The following is a 21,836-nucleotide window of genomic DNA, read 5'->3' as shown; positions in this document are numbered from 1 at the left end:
CAAATGGCCGCTGTGAACCTAGCTTTCCGTACGATCCAAGAACTTACGACAGAATTTATCCGTCGCCGTGTGCAGGCAGATGGTCATAACGGCCAAAACAATGAGTGCTGCAAACATCAGGTCGATCTTTGCCCGCCCATTTGCCAAGAGCATCAAATAGCCCAGCCCTTTAGAAGCGCCGACCCATTCCCCGATAATCGCCCCAATAGGGGCATAAACCGCTGCCAAGCGCAGGCCCGAGGCAAAGCCGGGCAGGGCCGCAGGAATGCGCACGTGCCACATGACCCGCCATTTGCTTGCCCCCATGACGCGGGCCAGCCCCAGCCAATCTGGATTGACACGGATCAACGCATCAAAGAAGGCTGAGGTGACTGGGAAATAGACGATGATCAGGGCCATCATCACTTTGGACGTCAGACCGAAGCCCAGCCAAAGGTTCAGGATTGGTGCGAGGGCAAAAACCGGTACGGCTTGCGTGAACACCAACATCGGGCGCACCAAGGCGCGCGCCACTGGAGATGAGGCCAGCATTATGGCGCTGATCCCGCCAATCAGCGCGCCAAGCACAAGCCCCAGAAGCACCTCTGCAAAGGTGATCCAAGCGTTTTCAAGAATGAAAAAACGGCTTTTCCAAAGGGTTTCGGCCACCAAAGCTGGCCCTGGCAGAATAAACTTCGGCAGATCACCAAGCGTAACAATCGCTTGCCAAATCGCGAGCCCCATCAGGGTCGAAGCTATACCTGCCTGCCATCCCTTCATGATGCGATGTTAAACCCCGCCCATGCACCCTCAAAGAACGCGCGTTCACGTTTGACCGCCTCGCAGAAGTATTCTTCGACCATCGCCTTTTGGTGACCTTCCAGATCATCCCAAACCTGATCAAGCTGCGTGCGCAGGTATTCGACCACGCCCTCAAATCCTTCGCCACAATGCAGAGTAATCCACTCGCCTAGCCAGAAAGGCAAATCATCAGCACGATCAGCAAACGGTGTGGCCCACTCAAGGTAAACCCATTCCGCTACAACAAGCACCGCCAACATGATTTCATAACGCCCAGACAGACGCGCCTCTTCCATCAGATTCTGAAAATTCACTGTCTCCTGTGCTGGTTCGGCCTGGGCTTGGATGCCAAGCACCTCAAAACTGCGTAGGAAATAGGTATTCTCGGGACCGGTAATCACACCCAAAAATTGCGCGGCAGGGACACTGTCGGCCAGCGTTGGCGCATGGGCGATCGTAGTCGCCAATAGGCGTACAAATTGGTCAATGAACAAATAATCCTGCTGCAGATATCCGCGCATCAAGTCTGGGTCCAATGTCCCGTCGGCCAAAGCTGCTGTGAATGGATGGCGCGTCGCAAGCATCCAATCTTCGGCAGCCATCATCTTCAATCTCTCGGTCGCGCGCATTATGCGTCCTCTCTTAGTTGCGCAAGCAACGCAGCTTGCACCTTCAATACGTTTTCATCGTCTACAGCGCGGGGCACTGGTCCCTGCGGCGGTGAGACGGGTTCAATGCCACGATCGGTCATCACAGTGATGATATGCCCAAGGCGTGCGGCTTCTGCCGGATCGTGGGTGACGAGTAAAACAGTACGGTCTTCTAATAGTTCTGCAGATAATTCCTGCATTAGAGCTCGGTTCTTAGCGTCGAGTGCTGAAAAGGGTTCGTCCAACAGCACCACTGGACGGTCTTCCATTAAAGTCCGCGCCAAAGCAACACGTTGGCGCTGCCCACCGGACAGTTCGGTCGGTTTGCTTTTGGCTTTTTCGGCGAGGCCAACGCGTTCAAGCACCGTCATGACATTTGCAGATTCAGATCTTTCGCCACGCAAACGCGCGCCCAAAGCCACGTTGTCTGCCACTGAAAGCCAAGGCAGCAGCAGATCACTTTGTGCCATCAAAGCGATCCGCCCCTCCAAAGAGGCTCCGTCCGCCCCGAAATCACCAGTAAAGCTGACATGTTCCGCCAGCCCCGCGAACAATTTCAAAACCGTTGATTTGCCGACGCCGCTTGAGCCCAGCAAACAGGTCCACTGCCCCGCTGCGACATGCAGGTCTAGCGCTTCAAAGATCGGCATGTCCCCGATCTTTGCGCTGCCTCGCATATAAAGCGCCGGGGCCATTGTCATGGGCGCAGCCCCATGTCCCAGAAACCAACTTCAAGTTTGGTCGCCATATCAAAGCGTTTGCAAAGTGCCGCCCAACGAGGGCTTTCTGTTGGATTTGCTCCCAAACGACGCTCGACAGCAGCATCGATCAAAGCAGCTACTTCGTTGCAGACACCTTGGTAATCATCCGATCCATAGGTGCCGATCCATTCAGCGTATTCTGGTGCGTGATCTTTGATCAATGTCGCACCGATTTCACCATAACCCAGCACGCATGGCGCAAGAGCGGCAAGCAAATCAAGGAAATCCCCAGAATGGCCCGCATCCAGCACATAACGCGTATAGGCGAGGTTCTCTGGTCGCTCTTCAGCCTCGAACAGATCTTCTTCAGAGATGGCAGCTTCGGCGCAGGTTTTGATGTGTAGTGCGATCTCTTCGTTGATCAGCGCATTCACAGTGCCCGCGCACAGACGCATCTCTTCTGGCGTATCTGCTTTGGTGATTGCCAAAGCCCACGCACGAGAAAAATGAATCAAAAACACGTAGTCCTGCGTCAGATAGTGAAGGAAGGCCTCGCGTGGCAACGAGCCATCCTTAAGGCCACGAACAAATGCGTGATCCACGTAAGCGGGCCAATTATGGCCCGCCGCGTCCCGCCAAAGCGGAAATGTTTTACCGTAAGCCATGCTTACTGAGCGCCTAGGTCAACGGCCAGCTCGGACACCGGACGGATGCCTTCAACGAGCTTTGCGTCTGCCAAGAACTGTTCAAAACGCACGTAACGACCTTCGTCCAGCGCTTCTGGGCGCAGTGCGAAACGTGGCAGAGTGTCGACCCATGCTTTTTCGTTCAGCTCGTCTTGTAGTTCCGCAGATGTGCCAGCAAAGATTTCCCAGCTCTCTTGCGGGTGGTTCACAATGTACTGTGTCGCCAGTTCAGTTGCGCGCAGAAAACGGCGGGTTTTGTCGGCATCCATGGTGTCTTTGTGGGCTACATAGATCAGCTCGTCATAAGTCGGCACGCCCTCTTCTTCGATGTAGAAGCATTTGCCTTCAACGCCTTCGATTTCCATCTGGTTCAGCTCAAAGTTCCGGTATGCACCCAGAACCGCATCAACTTGACCAGACATCAAGGATGGGGACAGGGACCAGTTTACATTCACCAGCTCAATGTCGTCCATGCCCAGACCGTGGGTGTTCAAAACAGTGCCCAGCAGTGCTTCTTCCACACCGGCAACGGAATAGCCGACTTTGCCGCCTTTCAGATCTGCGACTTCTTTGATCGGGCCGTCAGCCAGAACCAGCAAGCAGTTCAAAGGCGTCGCAACCAAGGTGCCAACGCGCACCAGTGGCAGACCTTCTGCGACCTGCAAGTGCAGTTGCGGCTGATAGGAAACTGCTAGATCAGCTTGGCCAGCAGCGACCAGTTTAGGCGGGGCTGATGGATCTGCAGGTGGCACGATTTCGACTTCCAATCCTTGATCGGCAAAGAAGCCTTTTTCTTGCGCCACGATGATTGGGCCGTGATCCGGGTTGATGAACCAGTCCAACAGAACGGTCATTTTGTCAGCCGCGAAGGCTGGTGTGGCTGTCAGCATTGCTGCTGCCATAAGGAACTTTTTCATTGGGGTCTCTCCTTTGAGGGTCTCATGTGATCACGCGTCTCCGAGTGCGATCAGCAAAATTTGTCCGGGCCAATGGGCCTTTAACCGGTCCGCTGCCTGCCAAGCTCGAAGGCCTGATCGGCATGCAAAAACCGCGCGTTGTTCAAGAGCAGGCATCGGCCCGCCCTCTGAGAAATCACTAACCGTCGCCCGCTGCGCATCCGGCAGGTCTGGACCCGGCTCATCCACAGCGCGCAGATCAATCAGAAAGTCATCTGACCTGATCTGGTTTTGGGAAATGAAGGAATGGCCACCAATCTGAACCGGTGCATTGTCAAACCGGAATCCCCCAAACCGCATCGTGGCCGCATTGTAGGTCACAAGCTGCCCAACGGGCGAAGGGGTAGCACTTGTCAGAACGGCGATTGCCATTTGCGCCTGAATAGAGCCGATCACGCCTACCGAGGGGCCAAGCACCCCATCCGCATCACAGCTGCCCAGCCGTTCTGGCAAATCCGGAAATACCGTGCGCAAACAAGGCACACCGCCACAAAATCCACCACAATAACCTTCGGTGCCCACCACAGAAGCGCTGATCAGCGGCATTTTCTTGGCGGTCGCGAAGTCGCTGGCAATATAACTTGCAGCAAAGCTGTCCGCGCAATCCAGCACGATATCGACATCACCCATCAGCTTGGGGGCTGTCGCAGGTTCAAACCGCTGCTGCAAAGCTTCGATTTGCACCTCAGGGTTCAAGCCCACCATGTGTGCCAAAGCCGCTTCGACTTTTGGCAGACCAATGTCACCTGTGCGAAACAGAGTTTGTCGGTGCAGGTTCGATAGCTCGACATCGTCAGGATCAACTAGGCGAATGAACCCGATTCCCGCACCAACCAGATACTGCAGGACAGGTGCAGCCAGGCCTCCTGCACCTATCACCAGAACCCGCGCCCGACTTAGCTTTGCCTGGCCTTCAGGACCAAAACCATCGACGGCGATTTGGCGGGTGTATCGGCTCACTTGCAGACCTCCAGCCATTCGCGAACGCGCGCTTCTGGGTCATCCTTCAATGTGATGTCCGTCACGGCGGCCACAATATCAGCACCGGATTCAAAGGCGCCCGGAGCACGCTCGACGGACATACCGCCAATCGCACAAAGCGGTGTGTCCCCTAGAAGCGATTTCCATTCCGAGACGCGGCCGAGGCCTTGTTGATGCCATTTCATCTTTTTCAAAATGGTCGGATACACAGGCCCAAGGGCGACGTATTCAGGCTCGAACGCCAAAACACGATCCAGTTCAGCATTGTCATGCGTGGACACGCCCAGCTTTAGACCGGCGGCACGGATGGCTCCTAGATCGGCGGCATCCAAATCTTCCTGCCCCAGATGCAACCAGCCGCACCCAAGTTCAATCGCCAACTCCCAATAGTCGTTCACAACCATGATCGCATCATGCTCAGCACAAAGCTCTTTGCCGGCCTGCAACTGCGCTTTGACCTCAGCCATAGGCGTATCCTTGATGCGCAGCTGCACAAGCTTAACGCCCAAAGGCACCATGCGTTCAAGCCAACGGATGTCGTCAAAAACAGGATAAAAACGCGGTAGGTTCATTCTAGAAACGCCTTTCCAATCACAGGCGTAGATGGCGCGGCCATATCGCGCGGCTCCATCGGGTCGGCCTGATAGGCCAGAGCCCCGGCCTCAACCGCCAAAGCAAAGCCTTCGGCCATGGCCACTGGATCGCCAGCCTTCGCGACAGCCGTATTCAGAAGGACCGCGTCGTATCCCATCTCAATGGCCTGCGCGGCCTGACTCGGCACACCAAGACCTGCGTCCACAACCAATGGCACGTCCGGGAAATGACCCCGCAATGAGCGCAGCCCGTAGATGTTATTCAGCCCCAATCCGGTACCAATCGGTGCGCCCCATGGCATTAGAACCTGACAGCCCGCATTCAGCAGCTTGTCGCAGAGCACCAAGTCTTCGGTACAATATGGAAAGACCTGAAACCCATCCTCGGACAGGATCCTTGCGGCCTCAACCAATCCGAAAACATCTGGCTGCAAGGTGTCGGAATGCCCAATCACTTCAAGCTTGATCCAAGGCGTATCAAACAACTCGCGTGCCATATGCGCGGTGGTGACAGCCTCGCGGACCGAATGGCACCCGGCGGTGTTTGGTAGCAACGCCACATCCAGCTCTTTTATCAAATCCCAAAATGCCTGACCTGCTTGCTCCCCCCCAGCTTCGCGGCGCACCGAAACAGTTGCGATCCCGGCCTTAGAGCGACGGAAAGCATCTGCTAAAATCGCAGGTGACGGGTATTGCGCTGTGCCCAGCATCAGGCGCGATTGAATTTCAGTTCCGTAAAACGTCGGCATCGGATCAGCCTCCCTGCCGTGGTGCAACAATCTCCAGACGGTCACCCGCCTCAAGTTCAGTGCTGACGCGCAAGGCAGCAGGAACGAACTCTTCATTCAAAGCTGTGGCGACTTTGGCCTCGCCATGGCCTAGTTCGACCAAAATGGCCTCCAACGAGGTGGCCGTCACTTCGACTTTTTCGCCATTTACTACGATCTTCATTTCAGGCCTCATGCCAAACTTCAGGGATTTTTCCGTCGACCACCAATTCACCCACCATCCGCGCCATCGCGGGGGCCAGAAGGTAGCCGTGTCGAAACAACCCGTTTACATAAATTGTGCCGTCTTTGCCGGTAATCCGAGGCAAATTGTCTGGGAAGGCAGGCCGCGCATCGACGCCAATCTCCAGGAGTTCCGCTTCGCCAAAGGCCGGGTGCAGCGCGTAGGCCGCATTCAATAGTTCCACAACCGAGCGTACCGTCGCACGGCTGCGTTCACCACTTTCAATCTGAGTTGCACCCAGCATGAAAACACCATCGCCACGCGGCACAATATAAAGCGGAAAACGCGGATGCAGTAGGCGCACAGGGCGATCCAGCGTCACGTCTTTTGTGCGCAGAATTACCATTTCACCCTTAACGCCTCTCAGCTCGGGCAAACTGTCTTGCGCCGCCAAGCCACGGCAATCGATCACCTGTCCGACCGGCTCTGCTTCGGCAACAAATCGAACACCTTCACTGTCCAAACGGGTTCTTAAGCCAAGAATGGTCTCGCGTGGGTTCAAATGCGCTTCGGCCTGCATATACAAAGCGCGACCAAACCGTTCGCCCAGATAGGGTTCTATCTTTGCCAGCTCGTCCTGCGATAGCATCTTGTGGTTTTCGGTGCGGCGCGCAAAGCGATCCAATTCCTGTCGATCACGGCCCAAAGCCACCACCACTGAGCCTTGGTATGTCAGCGTTGCGCCCATCGACTGCCACCACTCTGCAGCCTCTCGCCCCAGACGCACGATCAGTTCTTCAGCAACCTCGCCTTCGCAATCAGGCGCCAGCATTCCGCCAGCCCACCACGAACACCCATGTGGCCCGGGCGCTCCGTTTGGGTCCACAACCGTCACATCGCAGCCGCAACTGTACAGTTCGGCAGCCACCGTCAGCCCTACAACGCCGGAGCCAAGTATGGTGACGGTTTGGCTCACGTCCAAACCTCGTGGAAATGGTGTACCGGACCGTGCCCGTGGCCAATATCAATCTGATCAGCAGCTTTGATCGCGCCGTGCAGCCAACCATGGGCACGGGTCAGTGCGGCCTCAAGATCAGCCCCTTTTGCCAGTTCCGCTGCAATCGCCGAAGACAGAGTGCAGCCCGTGCCATGAGTGTTGCGCGTTGCAATACGTGGTGCGTCCAGATGCACCGTACTATCGGAGGTGATCAACCAATCTCGACAGGTCTCACCGACTGCATGACCACCCTTCATGACAACAGCATGTGCGCCACTTTTAAGAATTCGTTGCCCCTGCGCGAGAACGGCATCATCTCCAACGGCTTCTGCTTCGCCGAGGATTTTTGCCGCTTCTGGCAGGTTTGGTGTCAGGACCGTCGCTCGCGGCAACAGGACTGTCACCAATGCCTCGACCGCCTCATCCGGCAGTAATGCGACGCCAGATTTCGACAACATCACGGGGTCAAGAACAACCGGACCAGCAAAACCTTCCAACGACCGCGCCACAGTTTCGATCAATGCAGGAGAACCTAGCATTCCGATCTTCACCGCGTGAATTTCAATATCATCAAGCACGGCTTTAATTTGCGCAGCCACAACCTCATTCGAAATCGGCTCTACCGCTGTCACATCCTGCGTGTTCTGCGCAGTTATCGCGGTAATCGCACTGGTGCCGAACACGCCCAGCGCCGAAAATGTTTTCAAATCCGCCTGAATGCCAGCGCCACCGCCGCTATCAGATCCCGCAATTGTCAAAGCCGCTTTGGCCATGCCGTTCCCTCCGCCATTTGGTCTTTTCAGCAAAGGGGGATCCTGTCGCGGGCATGCGCCGTGCTTTGGTTCCGTTCCCTCCGCCGGTATTGACCGGATCAGGTTCGATGGGTTGGCTATTGCCTCTCAGCTTCAAGTGAAGCACCCCAACGGATGGCGTTGACCTAACAATAAAAGGCACCGGGTGCAAGATTTGCAAATAACTGGACTCCTAACGGAGGGTGTCTGGAGTCATCTTAAAAAAGCAACCTCCTTGCCTTTTGTCATTCACATGTCATCCATATCTGACAATTAGATTGAACCAATGTGAAATGAAGCGAAGGCCGGGCGGACATGGAATTTCAACGATATGCAATTTACTACACCGCCCCCGCCGGTCCGTTGGCAGATTTTGGTGCGGCATGGCTTGGATGGGACGTTGCGACTGGCCTTCCAGTACAGCATCCGATCATCCATGGGTTAGACGATGACATCTCAGCGCTAACGGAAACCCCGCGCAAATACGGCTTTCATGGTACCATCAAGCCGCCATTTCGCTTGGCTAACGGTAAAACCCTTGATGCATTGCAATCAGAAACAAAGGCGCTCTGTGAGGACCTATGGCCATTATCGTTTGATGGGCTCGAACTCAGTAAGCTTGGACGGTTTCTGGCACTAACTGTGAGGGGCGACACCTCTTCTCTCAGCGCACTGGCTTCAAATGTCGTTATGGCCCTTGATGCGTTCCGCGCGCCACCATCAGAAGCCGAACTTGCCAAGCGACGCAGAGCGAACCTTTCAGAGCGCCAAGAGGCCAACCTGATGCAATGGGGCTACCCATATGTACTTGAAGAGTTCCGTTTTCACCTGACCTTGACCGGGCGACTTAAAGATAATCACGCGGCAGAGCTCAGGGATATATTGCAACCAGCCCTCACACATATACTGCCTGCGCCATTTACCATCAACGACCTCACACTTGCTGGCGAAGATGAAATGGGGCGCTTTCACGAAATTTCTCGATTTCCTTTGCTCGGAACAGCGTAAATTTACGCACGAAGTCTAAGTATTCGAGCTTGCTGTCATTTGGACTTCACAAAACACGCATAGGCTGTGCTCAAATCTTTGAGAGCAGTGCCATGTCTGTCCAACTACCCCCTCTCCGCTTGACCGGAGCCACCACCTTGCGCGATGGCGAAATGCAGCAACGGTCCGTCGGCATCGCCCATGGGCGGATCACCAAGGGTCCGCTGCCTGCCGTCGATCTATCCGGTTACTACATCCTACCCGGAATCATTGATCTGCACGGCGACGCCTTTGAGCGCCACATCGCCCCGCGCCCCTCTGCGCCATTTCCCATAGAAACAGGTCTACGTGCTACAGATCGAGACGCCGCCACGAATGGGGTCACTACCGCATGGATGGCGCAAAGCTGGAGCTGGGAGGGTGGCCGTCGCGGTCCTGACTTTGCAGAAACGTTTTTAGATGCGGTCGATCACTATCGCCCACAAATGGCAACCGATCTGCGTGTCCAAATCCGTTGCGAAACACATACTGTCACAACCCGAGAGCGCCTATTGCGCGCCATCCAACGGTTCGGCATTGACTACGTGATCTTTAACAACCATCTGGAAGAGGCACTATTTCAGGCCCATGCCAAACCCGAAGAATTGGCGCATTGGGCTAAAAACAGCGGGCGATCCGTTCAGCAACACCTCGCACTTGTGGATGCCGCTCGCGACCAGAGTAAAGACGTCCCGCGGTACCTATGCAAACTAGCTGAGGCATTTGATCAGCTTGGGGTCATTTATGGCAGCCACGATGATCCAGATGGCGACACCCGCGAGACCTTTTCGCTGATCGGCGCAAAAGTCTGCGAGTTTCCAACCACACGCGCTCCTGCGGCTTTGGCCAAAGCTGTGAATGACCCTGTTCTAATGGGCGCACCTAATATTGTGCGCGGAGGCAGCCAGTCAGGCAATATTTCGGCAATGGAGTTGGTCGAAGGTAGCCTCTGTGACGCCTTAGTGTCTGACTATTACTATCCCGCGCTGGCGCACGCCGCATTTCACATCGCAGATCAGGGCGTCCTTCCTTTGGAAAAGGCGTGGAACCTGATTTCGCGCAATCCAGCGCGGATCATGCGCCTCTCTGATCGAGGAGAGATCGACTATGGCAAACGCGCCGACCTGACGATCGTGCACAAATTAACCCGTGCTATTGAGGCCACAATTTCCAATGGGCATATCACCCATCTGTCTGGAGAAGCCGCTCATCGATTTATGAGCGGAGAGCAAACGGCGCTCCCGCTGGCAGCTGAATAAGCCTCAGAGGGGGCCCGCCTGAAAGAGGCGGACTTTCAATCCCCCATGCGGAATTGGCGCGCCATTGGTCAGATCAGGCAACCCCGTCGCCCGCGCCAGATCACTATCGGTGGTGATTATCCCCACACGCCAGCTGGAAAATTCCTCTTTAAGGCGCTTGCCCAGCGCTGAATAAAGACCAAACAGCTGCTTTTTATCGCCAATCCGTGCCCCATAAGGCGGATTCACTATCACCAGACCTGGCGGGCCTTCCGGGCGCACCATGTCACTGATGGAAGACTGATAGAATTGCGTCTGTGCAGTGACCCCTGCACGCTCTGCATTGGCCTTAGCATTCTCCACAGCTCCATCATTGCGATCAGAGCCATAGAATATTAGCGCCGTTGCCTTATCTGCATCTCGTTTTAGATCAGCATAGTATTCAGCATCAAATGTAGCGAGTTGCTCAAACGCAAATGACCTAGCGCGGCCTGCTTGCAAGCCCAACGCCATTTCAGCAGCCTCGATCACAAATGTCCCTGAACCACACATCGGATCATAAACAGGCTGCGTACCATCATACCCACAAGATTTCAGGAACAAGGCGGCCAATGTTTCGCGCATTGGCGCTTTGCCAACCGCTTCTTTATGGCCGCGCTTGTGAAGGGACTCACCTGAACTATCGATGCTGATCGTGACTTGATTAGCCTCGATCCGCACTTTCAAAGTGATGTCAGCCTCCGCATCGATCGGCGCACCTAGCTCTTCCTGGATGGCACGTTCAATCCGTTGTTTAGCTGCCCCTTCATGGTAGATTTTGGATCGACGAGATACGACCTCGACTCGCACCGATACATCCGGACGCAAGAAATCCGCCCAGCGAAATTTGCGCGCGCTTTTATCAAGTTGTGACAGATGCAACGAAGTGAAAGTACCAATCCGCACCAACACACGTGTGGCGCCGCGCAGTTCCAGATTTACCCGCCAAACATCGCCCCAATCGCCGAAGAACTCGACGCCGCCCGCGACAGCCTTGGCTTTTTTCCACCCCATTTGCCGTACTTCTGTACGCAGGATGGGTTCCAATCCAGGAGGGCAGGCTAGGAAAACGGGCATTTTGGTTGCTGACATCATAGGGCGTCCCTAGGAGGAAACGCCCCATTTGCCAACCCATTTACCAGTCGAATTGCCCCTAATGCGAACGTTTGCGGGACAATTGATCCGTCAATGCTTGCACAAACATCTGCTCACTCCAGCCCTCCTGCAAAGCTTCACGCATCACATCCTGCTGACTCGGCGGGGCCATGCCCGACAGAGGCGAGTCGATATCCAGATTGGCCGGAAACGGGTAGCCTTCAGCAGAAGCTGCAACCACGTTATCAATTTCCCGGCTCGTCAGGTCCCCCGCCGATTTCGCAGCGCTTAGTGCGGAATAGACCGAATTGGACAACCGCGCGCGATCTACGATCTCGATCGACCGCCCATAGGCCGATCCGACTTGCATGAGGTTTGCGATGCGCTGGATATCAGATGTCGTGTTGTCTCCAGCCGCATGGAAGGTCGCGGGGTTAAAGAACAATAGATCCCCTTTTTGCAGGGGGAGTTGCACATAGACCTCTTCAAAATACGCCCGAAAGTCTTCACGCAGAATCGCTAGATAACCCGGCGTATAACTTTGCGAATAAGGCAGCAGCTTTGTGGGGCCTGACTCAATGGGCATGTCGCAATGGGCAATGGCGCCCTGCAGCGTTAATTGCGCGGATAAAGCATGTTGTGTGGCCGGATAAGTCAACAAATCTTCTTTAGATTGAAACCCCATATGATAATCCCGGTGCGCGGTCTGCGCCTTCCCTCCTGGGCGTACCACATTGGCCTGCGTTGTGATCTGATACCCGCGCCCCAGCCAAGCCTCGCTTACACGTCGAACACATTCATTCGCGTTGTAGCGCACAAACAAATCCGGGTTTCGAACAGCAAGTTTTTCATGAGCGTTCCATACGCGACTGTTGGCCCCTGCAGTCGCAAAGTGATCCCCCAGCCCAGCGCCTTCGGCCTCTTCTTCTGCGATGATGGCATTCAACTCCACGGTTACGGCGTCGATCAAGTCATGATCCGTAAAGCCCGCACGGATAGCAATGATCCCAGGTCCAGTGGCGAAGGCTTGATTCCATTCCGCCATCACTGGTTTCCAATCGGCATCTGACTGATTGCGTTGCATCAATGCGGCCCCATCATAGATCGGAATCTTAGCCTGAATATCGACGGCGCGCGGATAGTCTTCGGCCTTGGTGTCCTGCGCAATATGAGACGCAAACTCCGTCACATCACAGGACGCATCATTCATCCAAACTTGATCTGCCATCACACCATTCCTCCCAAAGTGCATAATCGTTGCAAAAATCTTATCCCGGCGTAGGGTTATTGCGGGCCCCTGAAACCATCAAAAACACATCATTTAGAAGGTGCGCATGGCACATCGTTTTCTGATCAAAGATATCGCGCTACAGGCGGGGTTGGGGCAGGCCACGGTGGATCGCGTTTTGAACCGGCGCGGTAATGTCCGCCAGCAAACGATTGACCGGGTGCAGCAGGCCATTGTCGCACTCGAGGATCAACGCCAACAATTGGCCATGACAGGGCGCAAAATTCTTGTCGATCTTGTGGTGGAAGCGCCGCAAACTTTTCTGTATGCTTTGGACTTGGCTTGCAAAGAAGAGCTACCACTGATGCGGCCCGCTGTGATCCGCTTAAGGTCCGATCTGCGCAGTCGATTTCCGATTGACGAGATTGAAAAACAGCTTTCCCAAATTTTGCGACGAGGCAGCGATGGTGTCATTCTAATGTCTCCAGTTGCGGATCGTGTGAAAGAGATGGTGAACCGACTCGAAGCTGCAAATATCCCTGTCGTCACATTGGCCACCGATTTAGAAGACACAGATCGCACCGCCTATATTGGGCTCGATAATATCCGCGCTGGGGAAACTGCTGCATGGTTCACCCATCAATGGCTTGGCGCACGCCCTACCCCGAGCATTGTGATGACCCTACGCAACAACCGCTTCAAAGGAGAATTAGAGCGCGCGAAAGGGTTTCAGGATACCATGACCAAACAGCGCCCGGATGCACGGGTTTTGACCCTTACCGAAGGGCGTGACCGCCCTCATTTTCTAGAAAGCCTTCAAGAGGTCGCTACAAAAAAGGGGCTCGACGCCCTTTATTCCATCGGCGGTAGCAACATCTCGATGAAATCTGCCCTTAAGGCGCATGGCATTTCACCTGGGGTTTTCGTCGCCCACGATCTTGATCCCGATAACAAATCGCTTTTAGAGGCCGGGGAAATCGACCTGCTGCTATATCACGATTTTCGCGAGGACATGCGCAATGCCTGGCGCATCATTCTCTCCAATCACCTCGGAACCAAGCCAACAGAGCTCTCTTTAGACCAATCGATGCGTATTCTAGTGCCACCAATGTTGGGGCGGCGGGCAACAGAAGCCCCGATTTAGCAAGGTGTGTCGCAACGTCGGAATCCCAATCCATCTTGATCACTCGAAAAAAATAGATAAAAGAATACACAAGCAAGTCGCCCGTATGAAAATTATCTATAAAGTGAGCCCATGCTAGACAACATCTCCCCGATCCGCACCGATTGGACTCGTGAAGAAGCCGACGCCATCTACAATCTGCCCTTTATGGATTTGCTGTATCGCGCGCAAACCGTGCACCGTGAGCACTTTGATCCAAACCAAGTGCAGCGCTCCAAATTGCTCAGCATCAAAACCGGTGGCTGCGCTGAAGACTGCGCTTATTGCTCTCAGTCCGCGCGCAACGGCGCGCAATTGTCAGCGTCCAAGCTGATCGAAGTAGAACGCGTCCTCTCCGAAGCCAAGAAAGCCAAAGCAGGCGGCGCGACCCGCTATTGCATGGGCGCGGCTTGGCGCTCACCCAAAGACCGCGACATGGACGTGCTAGAAGCCATGGTCCAAGGCGTAAAAGATCTGGGCATGGAAACCTGCATGACCTTGGGCATGCTGGAAGACGATCAGATTTTCCGCCTCAAGGAATCCGGCCTGGATTACTACAACCACAATATCGACACCTCCGAACGCTACTACTCTGAGATCATCACCACTCGTACATTTGCGGATCGCATCGACACGCTGAACCGCGTGCGCGAAGCTGGCATCAAAGTTTGTGCGGGCGGTATTGTCGGCATGGGCGAAAAGCAAATGGACCGTGTGGACATGCTGCTGGCACTTGCGACATTGAAAGAGCACCCCGATTCCGTACCTGTAAACATGCTGATCCCAATTGCGGATACGCCTCTGGCCGATGTTGAAAAGCTCGACCCGATTGAGTTTGTCCGCACGATCGCGCTGGCACGCATCTTGATGCCAAAGTCCCATGTGCGTCTCTCTGCAGGCCGCACAGATATGACGGACGAGCTGCAGGCGATGTGTTTCTTCGCCGGCGCGAACTCAATCTTTGTAGGTGACACTCTGCTGACTGCAGACAACCCAGAAGAAGATCACGACAGCAAGCTCTTTGACAAACTGGGCATCACCGCGATGGCTGTGGGGTGCGACGGGTCGAAATGACACCCTTCCCCCGGCACCAAGGCGCGCTGGACCAATTGAAAAAGCGGTCCCGCTACCGCAGCCTCATGTCCCGCGCGGGGCATGACTTTGCTTCTAACGACTATCTTGGCCTGGCCGGTTCAGATCTTCTGCGCACTGCCGCGCAGGAGGCTATCGCGCGTGGGGTTCCAGTGGGTGCCGGCGGGTCCCGACTATTGCGCGGCAACGCCGATGAACTTGTGGCTTTGGAAACAGAGGCTGCGCAGATATTTGGCACTGAACGTACGCTCTTTATGGGCGGGGGCTTTCAGGCCAATACAGCGATTTTCTCGACCCTCCCGGGGTACGAAGACGTCATTCTTCATGACGAATTGATCCACGCATCCGCGCATGATGGTATGAAGCTCGGCCGCGCCAAAACGCGCGCTTTTAAGCACAATGATCTGGTGGATGCTGAGAAGGCGTTGCAAAACATTCGCACGACCTCCCCAGAGGCCCGCATTTGGATCGCAATTGAAACCGTCTATTCCATGGACGGCGATCTCGCACCCATATCTGAATTTGTCACTCTTGCAGAAGAGTTCGACGCCGTGCTTGTCGCAGACGAAGCCCACGCGACCGGGCTGCATGGCGAAGGTGGACTGGGATTAACTCACCGTTTCGCCCATCTGCCAAATGTGCTTACATTGCATACCTGCGGCAAAGGTCTTGGGGTGTCTGGCGCGCTGATCTGCGGGCATTCCGCTTTGATCGAGACACTGATCAACAAGGCGCGTGCATTCATCTATGCCACTGCGCCCTCACCGCTAAATGCTGCACTGGTTCGCGCAGCCCTGCGCAACCTCATCGAACAATCAGAGTTGCAGCGCCGTGCGCATGACACGATTGCCCACGCACAACGGGAGGCCGCGCGGCTTTGCGGTCTCACCAATCTGCACTCCCAGATCATCCCCGTTGTCATTGGTGATGATGCCTGCACAATGCAGATCGCAGACGCATTGCAGAGCAAGGGCTACGACATCCGTGGCATCCGCCCTCCAACAGTCCCACGCGGCACCTCGCGGCTTCGGATTTCGATCACCAATAACGTCACCCACGACATCATCACCCAAATGTTCACCGACCTCGCAGAGATGCTGGAGATCACACATGCCTAGGATCGTCGTTGCAGGCACCGATACGGATATCGGCAAAACCATCTTCGCTGCGGGCCTCACCCGCGCCTTAGGGGCTGAGTATCTAAAACCCGTTCAATCTGGCCTTGAAGGAGAAACCGACACCGAGGTTGTTGCACGCCTGTCAGGCCAGCCAACATTGCCAGAACTCGTCCGCCTGAAAAAGCCAGCGTCTCCGCATCTCTCAGCAGAAGCAGAGGGCATGACCATTGACCCAGCATCAATCACTTTGCCGAAAACCAGCGCCCCCGTTGTGATCGAAGGCGCAGGCGGTCTTATGGTGCCAATCAATCGAGACGTTCTTTACATCGATCTGTTGTCGGCGTGGCAAATTCCTGTGGTGCTTTGCGCCCGCACGAAACTCGGCACGATCAACCACAGCCTTTTGTCTTTACGTGCGCTCAAAGCCGCGCGTTGCCCGATCGCCGGGATTGCCTTTATTGGCGACCCAGAGCCAGAGGTTGAACAGACGATCGTCGATTTTGGCGCGACCACCCATCTAGGTCGCCTGCCATTCCTCGATCCGCTGACACTAGAGACACTTGCACAAGCCTTTGAGAATATAGACGTCGCAGCCATCCGTGAGGCGATGAAATGACACCGTTAGAATTTGACCAGCACCATCTCTGGCACCCCTACACCAATGTTACAAAACCCGGACCGACCTTTCGCGTCAGCGAGGCTGAAGGCGCTTGGATCACCCTGGATGATGGCACACGTTTGATCGACGGGATGTCGAGCTGGTGGTGCATGTTGCATGGACACCGCAACCCTCGCATCACCAAGGCTATTCACGATCAGCTCGATAAACTACCCCATGTGATGTTCGGCGGGCTGACACATGATCCAGCCATCGAGCTAGGACGCAAGCTGCTAGAGGTGGCGCCACCCTCGATGCAACGTATTTTCTATTGCGACAGCGGCTCTGTTGCCGTCGAAGTCGGCATGAAAATGGCAGTGCAATATCAGCATGCCAATGGCCAGCCTCAGCGCAGTAAATTCGTGACCATTAAATCTGGCTACCATGGCGATACATGGAAGGCGATGAGCGTTTGTGACCCTGTGACAGGCATGCACCACCTCTTCCAAGGAGCTGTGTCGATCCAGTATTTCATCGATAAGCCTTCGGTGAAAATCAACGACGCCTGGAATGACGATGAGGCTGCGAATGGCCTTGGCGAACTGCGGCAAACACTAGAGGCGAATGATGATATCGCTGCTTTCATTCTTGAACCCATCGTGCAGGGCACCGGCGGGATGTACTTTTATCATCCCGAATACCTGAACGGCGCGCGTGCTATCTGTGACGCACACGGCGTCCTACTGATCTTTGACGAAATTGCCACGGGCTTTGGCCGCACGGGCAAGCTCTTTGGCACCGATCACACTGAAATCGAGCCTGATATCCTTTGCCTCGGGAAGGCACTGACAGGCGGGCACATCAGCTTTGCCTGCACCATAACCAACGACCGTGTTGCTTTGGGCATTGGCAACGGCGAGCCTGGTATATTCATGCATGGGCCGACCTTTATGGCCAACCCGCTGGCCTGCGCTGCTGCGAAAGCTTCACTGGAAATCTTATCTGACGGAGATTGGCAGACGCAGACCCAGCGCATTGAACGCCAGATGAGCGAAGAACTTGCACCCGCAAAGACCTTCAACGGCGTCGCAGATGTGCGGGTTTTGGGCGGTATCGCGGTGATCGAAGTGGATCACACGGTCAGCGCCGATCAAGCGCATAACCTGGCCAAAGAGACCGGAGTGTATTTGCGCCCCTTTGGCAAAAACATTTACACGATGCCGCCGTTTGTCTGCTCGCCCGACGAACTCAGTCAAATCAGCGCAGCCCTGTTGCGACTGGCACAGGAGCTGTAATGCAGGCGAAGTGGTTAAAACAAAGCGGATCTGACGAGGTGATCATTGTATTTGGAGGCTGGGCGATTGGACCTAGCAGCCTTGCGCATCTGAGCGGCTCACAAGACGTGCTTTATGTTGATGACTACCGCTTGCTTTCTGCCCTGCCGCAATTAAGCGACTACAAACTCAAGACGCTTGTTGCTTACTCTTTTGGTGTCGCCGCAGCAGCGCATTGGCTTACCAAATACCCAGATGTGTTTGATCGCAAAGTCGCCATCAATGGCAGCCCAACCCCGGTGGATCGCCGCCTCGGCATTCCGCCCGTGATTTTCAAACGCACCAAAGAAGGTTTGTCGCAAGATAGCTTTCAAAGCTTTCTGATCCTTTGTTTTGGCGCCGAACAACCTCACACGGACATTAACGTCGAAGCTCGACAGGCTGAATTACAAGCTGTCGAAGATCGAGGCGCCGCCAAGACTCCGCAGTTTGATGGCACCTGGATCAGCACCGAAGACCGGATCTTCCCAAGCGCAAACCTAGAACGCGCTTTTGCGGATCAAGCCGACCGCACCACATCGATCGCAGCACCTCATGTGCCCTTTGCCCATTGGTCGAGCTGGGACGAGGTGATCCAGTGAAAGATATGACCCAATCTCCAGATCAATCTCTTTCCCAATCCAAAGTTCAGCAGAGCTTTCGAAGGGGTTTGAACACCTATCATGAGAAGGCAACCCATCAGGCTGACATCGCTGCGGGGCTTGCAGATCGCATCCAGGCTCACGCGCCCAAACAACTTAAACGAGTGCTTGAGTTTGGCATGGGCACGGGACACCTGACGCGCCAAATGCAGCAAAGCTTCGCGATCTCACAACTCTATTTAAATGATCTGGTCAGCGAGTGCGAAAGTTTTGCCCCAAAGGCAGGCACCTTCATACCGGGCCCAATAGAAAAGATTGATCTACCTACTGACTGTGACGTCATTTGTTCTGCCAATACGGTGCAATGGATCAGAGATCTTCCAACGACAACTTTGAAATTGAAATCTGCACTGCACCCGGGTGGGCTTTTAGCTCTGTCAGGGTTTGGCAGCGCGCAGTTTCACGAGTTGCGCACCTTAGGATCCTCAGCCGCCGCCCCAAGTTATGTGGACGCCGAAGAATGGCGCAGAATTTTGCCTGAAGGTATGACCATCAAACACCTCAGCCAAGGGCGCCGTGTAGAATGGTTCCCAAGCGCGATGGCCATCCTTAAACACCTGCGTGAAACAGGCGTTAATGGCTCAGCCACACAGACCTGGACGACCGGTGATTTAAAAGCTTTCGAACATGATTATCGGCAACGATTTGGTACGCAGCGCGGCCTACCTTTGACATATGATCCAGTCTGGATGATCGCCCAAAAAAGCTAACTCAGACGTGAAAGGTGGCGCTGCAACACTGCGACGGCATTTTCAGTCTGCTTTCCTCGAATGGCTTGCATGATCGCGGCGTGGTCTCGGTCCGTGCGCTCAACCCAATTCTTCGAATAAGTCGCCAATAGGTGCCGCGCACTTAGGATCTGTAGATCGTTGACCTCTGCCAACAATCGCGACATGGCACATCCTGCAAGAATGGCCATATGGAAGCGACGATTTTCTGTTTCCCACGACACAAGGTCTCGTGCCTGATCACATGCCAATCGCGCTTGTTCGGCTTCCTCTTTCTGCTGGTGTGTCAAAGATGGGATCGAATACCGCAAAGCAACGGGTTCCAATGCCAGCCGCATTTCCCGGATTTCCAACATGTCAGCCGGATCAAAAGCTGCTACACGTACTCCACGCCGCGGTTGGCTCACGGCCAAACCTTTGGCTTCAAGACGCAAAAGTGCTTCGCGAACCGGCACGTGGCTTACTGCGAAATTTTTGGCGATGTGATCCTGACGTAGCTTTTCATCGGCCACCAGCTCTCCGCGCACGATCTGCTCGGTCAAAACTGCGGTGATTTGATCTGAAATCTTGGATTTGGGACCTTGCGTCATAGGCACCACAGTTAGAAACCCTGCCCCACTAAGGCAAGTCAGTTTGTAGCGCGACGCGCGTCAAAAATCTCCACAGGGCCGTCCAGAAGCTCCATCCAGTATTGGCGACAAAATTCCCATATTTTGGGGGAATGCGCCAAGTGATGCGTCAACAGTCCAAAGGGTTCGGCATTGTCAGACTTTCCCTGCCTACGTTTTTTCAAGAGATTGGTCATTTTCTCAATCACCAGCTCTGGATGTGACATGTGGCGCGACGGGCGCCAATAGATCGGATCAATATGAGTATTGATCACCTGCAAACCCGCTGCAGGCTCTTCGATGTCACGCGGATTACAAGTGGATAGATATCGATACCCAAGAGCTGGCAGATCAACCAACATATCGCTGCCCACACGGTTCCAAGGCGGTACAAACATCGGGCAGACATCATCCCCGATCATCCGCTGCAAGCGACGCAGCCCCTCGCCAGCCTCCTCTCGACGGATGTCACGCGAACGCGCTTCCCCGAATTCGCAGTTTGTATCTGCATCGGGTTGATGATCCGTATGGGACCAGCCGTGCACAACCGGCACGATGTGATCCGTCTCTTTTATGAAATCAGCAAGCTCTTTGGATGCATCTCGCGGAATGATCGCAAGATGGATAGGCACACCGACCGCTTCGGAGCGAGTGACCAAACGTTCTAAATGAGGTGTGACCTCAATCGCATCATCATCACGCCACCACACCGGCAACGTCATATTCTTGCGACGCCATTTGGATAATTCCGCACGCAGCGGCGACCAATCTAACCGCATTTCGCACTCCTGCTCCCAATGATTAGGCATAAAAAAATGCCTTTCTAAGAGAGAGTGTGCGTAGGGCTGCAACGTGTTTCAATGAATACATCCCTAGCGAGCATTTCAGTTATGTTAAATCTACTATTTGGCGTAAATGCCGCGCGCAGCCCTTTAAAGCTGCGTAATCATCATCAATCAAACTGATTTGAAATGATCCCGCAAGAGTTGAAAAACGCCCCTTGGATTGCATGTGTTCCAGAAACCCCAATTCAGACAGCAATGGTGCGACAGAACGTGAAACCCCACCTGTCAAATAAATCCCGCCAAAAGGTAAATGGACCAGGGCATGATCGCCGACCACTGCACCAAGTAGGGCTACATAGTCGCGCATAGTCGCAACAGCATGAGCATCTTTCTCATGATAGGATGCCACAATGTCCGCCGCTGGCTTTTTCTTTCCAGCATGGAATTCAAAAATGTTTTCGATACCCTGGCCAGCCAATGCCACCTCAACAGATGGGTACCCGCACTGAACCTTTAGCCAATCACACAATGCGGCTTGGTCCGCACGGTAGGGCAATGTTTCATGACCAGCTTCACATGACGGAGCAATCAGCATGTCAGCAACCTGATGCACCGGTACAATATTAAACCCAGTGCCGAGCCCAACAACGAGACGCGGCCCAGCCGAAACCTCTGCAGGCTTCAAGACCTTTGTCGAGCTACCGGAAAGATCATTAAGAGCAAGGCCCTGCGCAGGTAGATCGTTGATCACATCCGCAACAGCTGCCCCGGTCACACTACGCATTACGTCCCGATCGATTTGCCAATCTAAATTGGTTAACGCGGCTACACCGTCTTTGACAGGACCTGCCGCCCCTGCACATGCACCACGCAATTGAGGTGGGTTCATCTCAGCCAAATAAGCCTCAAGAACTGCCGTAAAACTTTCGTTGTCACTGTTTTTGAATCGACGAGTGCTCTCAGCGATCAAACCGGTTTCATTAGCCAAACCAACGCGTGTATTTGTGCCGCCAATATCCGCGACGAGATATGTATCAGTCATAAGAGCTCCGTGACCC

Annotated in this window: 25 protein-coding genes and 1 riboswitch; of the genes, 9 read left to right on the top strand and 16 right to left on the bottom strand. The window is 54.5% G+C overall.

Annotated elements, in window-relative coordinates; translation table 11 throughout:
- Nucleotides 1-18: 18 nt before the first annotated feature.
- From JXQ85_RS11815 to thiD, 11 genes are read right to left on the bottom strand one after another with little or no spacing between them, the layout of a single operon-like run.
- Complete coding sequence (locus JXQ85_RS11815) at nucleotides 19-759, bottom strand: ABC transporter permease (protein WP_421749132.1); 741 nt, start codon at nucleotides 757-759, stop codon at nucleotides 19-21.
- Nucleotides 756-1,409: a TenA family protein gene (locus JXQ85_RS11810; RefSeq protein WP_421749131.1), complete on the bottom strand. Its 654-nt coding sequence runs from the start codon at nucleotides 1,407-1,409 to the stop codon at nucleotides 756-758. The genes JXQ85_RS11815 and JXQ85_RS11810 overlap by 4 nt, the downstream gene beginning before the upstream one ends.
- Entirely contained in the window at nucleotides 1,409-2,131 is a 723-nt protein-coding gene (locus JXQ85_RS11805) for an ABC transporter ATP-binding protein (RefSeq protein ID WP_421749130.1), read from the bottom strand. The genes JXQ85_RS11810 and JXQ85_RS11805 overlap by 1 nt, the downstream gene beginning before the upstream one ends.
- Nucleotides 2,128-2,796 (bottom strand): thiaminase II, encoded by a 669-nt coding sequence (gene tenA / locus JXQ85_RS11800; RefSeq protein ID WP_421749129.1) that lies wholly within the window; start codon nucleotides 2,794-2,796, stop codon nucleotides 2,128-2,130. The genes JXQ85_RS11805 and tenA overlap by 4 nt, the downstream gene beginning before the upstream one ends.
- 2 nt (nucleotides 2,797-2,798) lie before the next feature.
- Nucleotides 2,799-3,734, bottom strand: a complete 936-nt coding sequence (locus JXQ85_RS11795; protein ID WP_421749128.1) for an ABC transporter substrate-binding protein — start codon at nucleotides 3,732-3,734, stop codon at nucleotides 2,799-2,801.
- A 30-nt stretch (nucleotides 3,735-3,764) separates the two neighbouring features.
- Nucleotides 3,765-4,733 carry a HesA/MoeB/ThiF family protein gene (locus JXQ85_RS11790; protein ID WP_421749127.1) on the bottom strand — a complete coding sequence of 323 codons (969 nt, stop codon included), beginning with the start codon at nucleotides 4,731-4,733 and terminating at the stop codon, nucleotides 3,765-3,767.
- Nucleotides 4,730-5,326: a thiamine phosphate synthase gene (locus JXQ85_RS11785; RefSeq protein WP_421749126.1), complete on the bottom strand. Its 597-nt coding sequence runs from the start codon at nucleotides 5,324-5,326 to the stop codon at nucleotides 4,730-4,732. Before JXQ85_RS11785 ends, JXQ85_RS11790 begins: the two co-directional genes overlap by 4 nt.
- Nucleotides 5,323-6,096, bottom strand: a complete 774-nt coding sequence (locus tag JXQ85_RS11780) for a thiazole synthase (RefSeq protein WP_421749125.1) — start codon at nucleotides 6,094-6,096, stop codon at nucleotides 5,323-5,325. Before JXQ85_RS11780 ends, JXQ85_RS11785 begins: the two co-directional genes overlap by 4 nt.
- Nucleotides 6,097-6,100: 4 nt before the next feature.
- The gene (thiS, locus tag JXQ85_RS11775; protein WP_421749124.1) at nucleotides 6,101-6,298 is read right to left on the bottom strand and encodes a sulfur carrier protein ThiS; all 198 of its coding nucleotides are present in this window, start codon (nucleotides 6,296-6,298) and stop codon (nucleotides 6,101-6,103) included.
- Between the two features lies 1 nt (nucleotide 6,299).
- Complete coding sequence (locus tag JXQ85_RS11770) at nucleotides 6,300-7,274, bottom strand: FAD-dependent oxidoreductase (protein ID WP_421749123.1); 975 nt, start codon at nucleotides 7,272-7,274, stop codon at nucleotides 6,300-6,302.
- Nucleotides 7,271-8,068, bottom strand: a complete 798-nt coding sequence (thiD, locus tag JXQ85_RS11765; protein WP_421749166.1) for a bifunctional hydroxymethylpyrimidine kinase/phosphomethylpyrimidine kinase — start codon at nucleotides 8,066-8,068, stop codon at nucleotides 7,271-7,273. Before thiD ends, JXQ85_RS11770 begins: the two co-directional genes overlap by 4 nt.
- A gap of 58 nt (nucleotides 8,069-8,126) precedes the next feature.
- A riboswitch (TPP riboswitch) is annotated at nucleotides 8,127-8,227 on the bottom strand.
- A 174-nt stretch (nucleotides 8,228-8,401) separates the two neighbouring features.
- Here thiD and JXQ85_RS11760 point away from each other — a divergent pair.
- A complete protein-coding gene (locus tag JXQ85_RS11760) occupies nucleotides 8,402-9,094 on the top strand; it encodes a DUF1045 domain-containing protein (protein WP_421749122.1) in 693 nt (230 codons plus the stop codon).
- 92 nt (nucleotides 9,095-9,186) lie between these two features.
- Nucleotides 9,187-10,371, top strand: a complete 1,185-nt coding sequence (locus JXQ85_RS11755) for an alpha-D-ribose 1-methylphosphonate 5-triphosphate diphosphatase (RefSeq protein ID WP_421749121.1) — start codon at nucleotides 9,187-9,189, stop codon at nucleotides 10,369-10,371.
- A gap of 3 nt (nucleotides 10,372-10,374) precedes the next feature.
- Here the strand turns inward: JXQ85_RS11755 and JXQ85_RS11750 are convergent, their stop codons facing one another.
- Both JXQ85_RS11750 and JXQ85_RS11745 read right to left on the bottom strand, forming a co-directional pair.
- On the bottom strand, nucleotides 10,375-11,484 hold the full coding sequence (locus JXQ85_RS11750) for a THUMP domain-containing class I SAM-dependent RNA methyltransferase (RefSeq protein WP_421749120.1): 1,110 nt from the start codon (nucleotides 11,482-11,484) through the stop codon (nucleotides 10,375-10,377).
- Nucleotides 11,485-11,542: 58 nt separating this feature from the next.
- Nucleotides 11,543-12,712, bottom strand: coding sequence for a phytanoyl-CoA dioxygenase family protein (locus JXQ85_RS11745; RefSeq protein ID WP_421749118.1), 1,170 nt, complete (start codon nucleotides 12,710-12,712; stop codon nucleotides 11,543-11,545).
- A gap of 106 nt (nucleotides 12,713-12,818) precedes the next feature.
- Here JXQ85_RS11745 and JXQ85_RS11740 point away from each other — a divergent pair, with 106 nt between their 5' ends.
- The 7 genes from JXQ85_RS11740 (at nucleotide 12,819) to JXQ85_RS11710 (ending at nucleotide 19,367) form a co-directional block, all read left to right on the top strand.
- Nucleotides 12,819-13,856, top strand: a complete 1,038-nt coding sequence (locus JXQ85_RS11740) for a LacI family DNA-binding transcriptional regulator (RefSeq protein WP_421749117.1) — start codon at nucleotides 12,819-12,821, stop codon at nucleotides 13,854-13,856.
- 111 nt (nucleotides 13,857-13,967) lie between these two features.
- On the top strand, nucleotides 13,968-14,948 hold the full coding sequence (bioB, locus tag JXQ85_RS11735; RefSeq protein WP_421749116.1) for a biotin synthase BioB: 981 nt from the start codon (nucleotides 13,968-13,970) through the stop codon (nucleotides 14,946-14,948).
- Nucleotides 14,945-16,084 (top strand): 8-amino-7-oxononanoate synthase, encoded by a 1,140-nt coding sequence (locus JXQ85_RS11730; RefSeq protein WP_421749115.1) that lies wholly within the window; start codon nucleotides 14,945-14,947, stop codon nucleotides 16,082-16,084. Before bioB ends, JXQ85_RS11730 begins: the two co-directional genes overlap by 4 nt.
- On the top strand, nucleotides 16,077-16,700 hold the full coding sequence (gene bioD / locus JXQ85_RS11725) for a dethiobiotin synthase (protein WP_421749114.1): 624 nt from the start codon (nucleotides 16,077-16,079) through the stop codon (nucleotides 16,698-16,700). Before JXQ85_RS11730 ends, bioD begins: the two co-directional genes overlap by 8 nt.
- Nucleotides 16,697-17,977 (top strand): adenosylmethionine--8-amino-7-oxononanoate transaminase, encoded by a 1,281-nt coding sequence (gene bioA, locus JXQ85_RS11720; protein ID WP_421749113.1) that lies wholly within the window; start codon nucleotides 16,697-16,699, stop codon nucleotides 17,975-17,977. Before bioD ends, bioA begins: the two co-directional genes overlap by 4 nt.
- Nucleotides 17,977-18,597, top strand: coding sequence for a pimeloyl-ACP methyl esterase BioG family protein (locus tag JXQ85_RS11715; protein ID WP_421749112.1), 621 nt, complete (start codon nucleotides 17,977-17,979; stop codon nucleotides 18,595-18,597). Before bioA ends, JXQ85_RS11715 begins: the two co-directional genes overlap by 1 nt.
- 5 nt (nucleotides 18,598-18,602) lie before the next feature.
- Nucleotides 18,603-19,367, top strand: coding sequence for a methyltransferase domain-containing protein (locus tag JXQ85_RS11710; RefSeq protein WP_421749165.1), 765 nt, complete (start codon nucleotides 18,603-18,605; stop codon nucleotides 19,365-19,367).
- Here JXQ85_RS11710 and JXQ85_RS11705 read toward each other — a convergent pair.
- The 3 genes from JXQ85_RS11705 to JXQ85_RS11695 form a co-directional block, all read right to left on the bottom strand.
- Nucleotides 19,364-19,975 carry a GntR family transcriptional regulator gene (locus tag JXQ85_RS11705; RefSeq protein ID WP_421749111.1) on the bottom strand — a complete coding sequence of 204 codons (612 nt, stop codon included), beginning with the start codon at nucleotides 19,973-19,975 and terminating at the stop codon, nucleotides 19,364-19,366. The genes JXQ85_RS11710 and JXQ85_RS11705 overlap by 4 nt on opposite strands.
- 38 nt (nucleotides 19,976-20,013) lie before the next feature.
- On the bottom strand, nucleotides 20,014-20,772 hold the full coding sequence (locus tag JXQ85_RS11700) for a polysaccharide deacetylase (protein WP_421749110.1): 759 nt from the start codon (nucleotides 20,770-20,772) through the stop codon (nucleotides 20,014-20,016).
- Between the two features lie 109 nt (nucleotides 20,773-20,881).
- On the bottom strand, nucleotides 20,882-21,820 hold the full coding sequence (locus tag JXQ85_RS11695) for an ROK family protein (RefSeq protein WP_421749109.1): 939 nt from the start codon (nucleotides 21,818-21,820) through the stop codon (nucleotides 20,882-20,884).
- Nucleotides 21,821-21,836 lie beyond the last annotated feature (16 nt).

The sequence above is a fragment of the Cognatishimia sp. genome, from assembly GCF_049116455.1.
GTDB lineage: Bacteria > Pseudomonadota > Alphaproteobacteria > Rhodobacterales > Rhodobacteraceae > Cognatishimia.
The sequence above is the reverse complement of the archived record's forward strand: the minus strand, read 5'-3'. Positions and strand labels throughout refer to the sequence as shown.

Coding starts and splice junctions, on each gene's coding strand:
- JXQ85_RS11815 (WP_421749132.1), bottom strand. CDS start 759: ATGAAGGGATGGCAGGCAGGTATAGCTTCGACCCTGATGGGGCTCGCG.
- JXQ85_RS11810 (WP_421749131.1), bottom strand. CDS start 1,409: ATGCGCGCGACCGAGAGATTGAAGATGATGGCTGCCGAAGATTGGATG.
- JXQ85_RS11805 (WP_421749130.1), bottom strand. CDS start 2,131: ATGACAATGGCCCCGGCGCTTTATATGCGAGGCAGCGCAAAGATCGGG.
- tenA (WP_421749129.1), bottom strand. CDS start 2,796: ATGGCTTACGGTAAAACATTTCCGCTTTGGCGGGACGCGGCGGGCCAT.
- JXQ85_RS11795 (WP_421749128.1), bottom strand. CDS start 3,734: ATGAAAAAGTTCCTTATGGCAGCAGCAATGCTGACAGCCACACCAGCC.
- JXQ85_RS11785 (WP_421749126.1), bottom strand. CDS start 5,326: ATGAACCTACCGCGTTTTTATCCTGTTTTTGACGACATCCGTTGGCTT.
- JXQ85_RS11780 (WP_421749125.1), bottom strand. CDS start 6,096: ATGCCGACGTTTTACGGAACTGAAATTCAATCGCGCCTGATGCTGGGC.
- thiS (WP_421749124.1), bottom strand. CDS start 6,298: ATGAAGATCGTAGTAAATGGCGAAAAAGTCGAAGTGACGGCCACCTCG.
- thiD (WP_421749166.1), bottom strand. CDS start 8,068: ATGGCCAAAGCGGCTTTGACAATTGCGGGATCTGATAGCGGCGGTGGC.
- JXQ85_RS11760 (WP_421749122.1), top strand. CDS start 8,402: ATGGAATTTCAACGATATGCAATTTACTACACCGCCCCCGCCGGTCCG.
- JXQ85_RS11755 (WP_421749121.1), top strand. CDS start 9,187: ATGTCTGTCCAACTACCCCCTCTCCGCTTGACCGGAGCCACCACCTTG.
- JXQ85_RS11750 (WP_421749120.1), bottom strand. CDS start 11,484: ATGATGTCAGCAACCAAAATGCCCGTTTTCCTAGCCTGCCCTCCTGGA.
- JXQ85_RS11745 (WP_421749118.1), bottom strand. CDS start 12,712: ATGGCAGATCAAGTTTGGATGAATGATGCGTCCTGTGATGTGACGGAG.
- JXQ85_RS11740 (WP_421749117.1), top strand. CDS start 12,819: ATGGCACATCGTTTTCTGATCAAAGATATCGCGCTACAGGCGGGGTTG.
- bioB (WP_421749116.1), top strand. CDS start 13,968: ATGCTAGACAACATCTCCCCGATCCGCACCGATTGGACTCGTGAAGAA.
- JXQ85_RS11730 (WP_421749115.1), top strand. CDS start 14,945: ATGACACCCTTCCCCCGGCACCAAGGCGCGCTGGACCAATTGAAAAAG.
- bioD (WP_421749114.1), top strand. CDS start 16,077: ATGCCTAGGATCGTCGTTGCAGGCACCGATACGGATATCGGCAAAACC.
- bioA (WP_421749113.1), top strand. CDS start 16,697: ATGACACCGTTAGAATTTGACCAGCACCATCTCTGGCACCCCTACACC.
- JXQ85_RS11715 (WP_421749112.1), top strand. CDS start 17,977: ATGCAGGCGAAGTGGTTAAAACAAAGCGGATCTGACGAGGTGATCATT.
- JXQ85_RS11710 (WP_421749165.1), top strand. CDS start 18,603: ATGACCCAATCTCCAGATCAATCTCTTTCCCAATCCAAAGTTCAGCAG.
- JXQ85_RS11705 (WP_421749111.1), bottom strand. CDS start 19,975: ATGACGCAAGGTCCCAAATCCAAGATTTCAGATCAAATCACCGCAGTT.
- JXQ85_RS11700 (WP_421749110.1), bottom strand. CDS start 20,772: ATGCGGTTAGATTGGTCGCCGCTGCGTGCGGAATTATCCAAATGGCGT.
- JXQ85_RS11695 (WP_421749109.1), bottom strand. CDS start 21,820: ATGACTGATACATATCTCGTCGCGGATATTGGCGGCACAAATACACGC.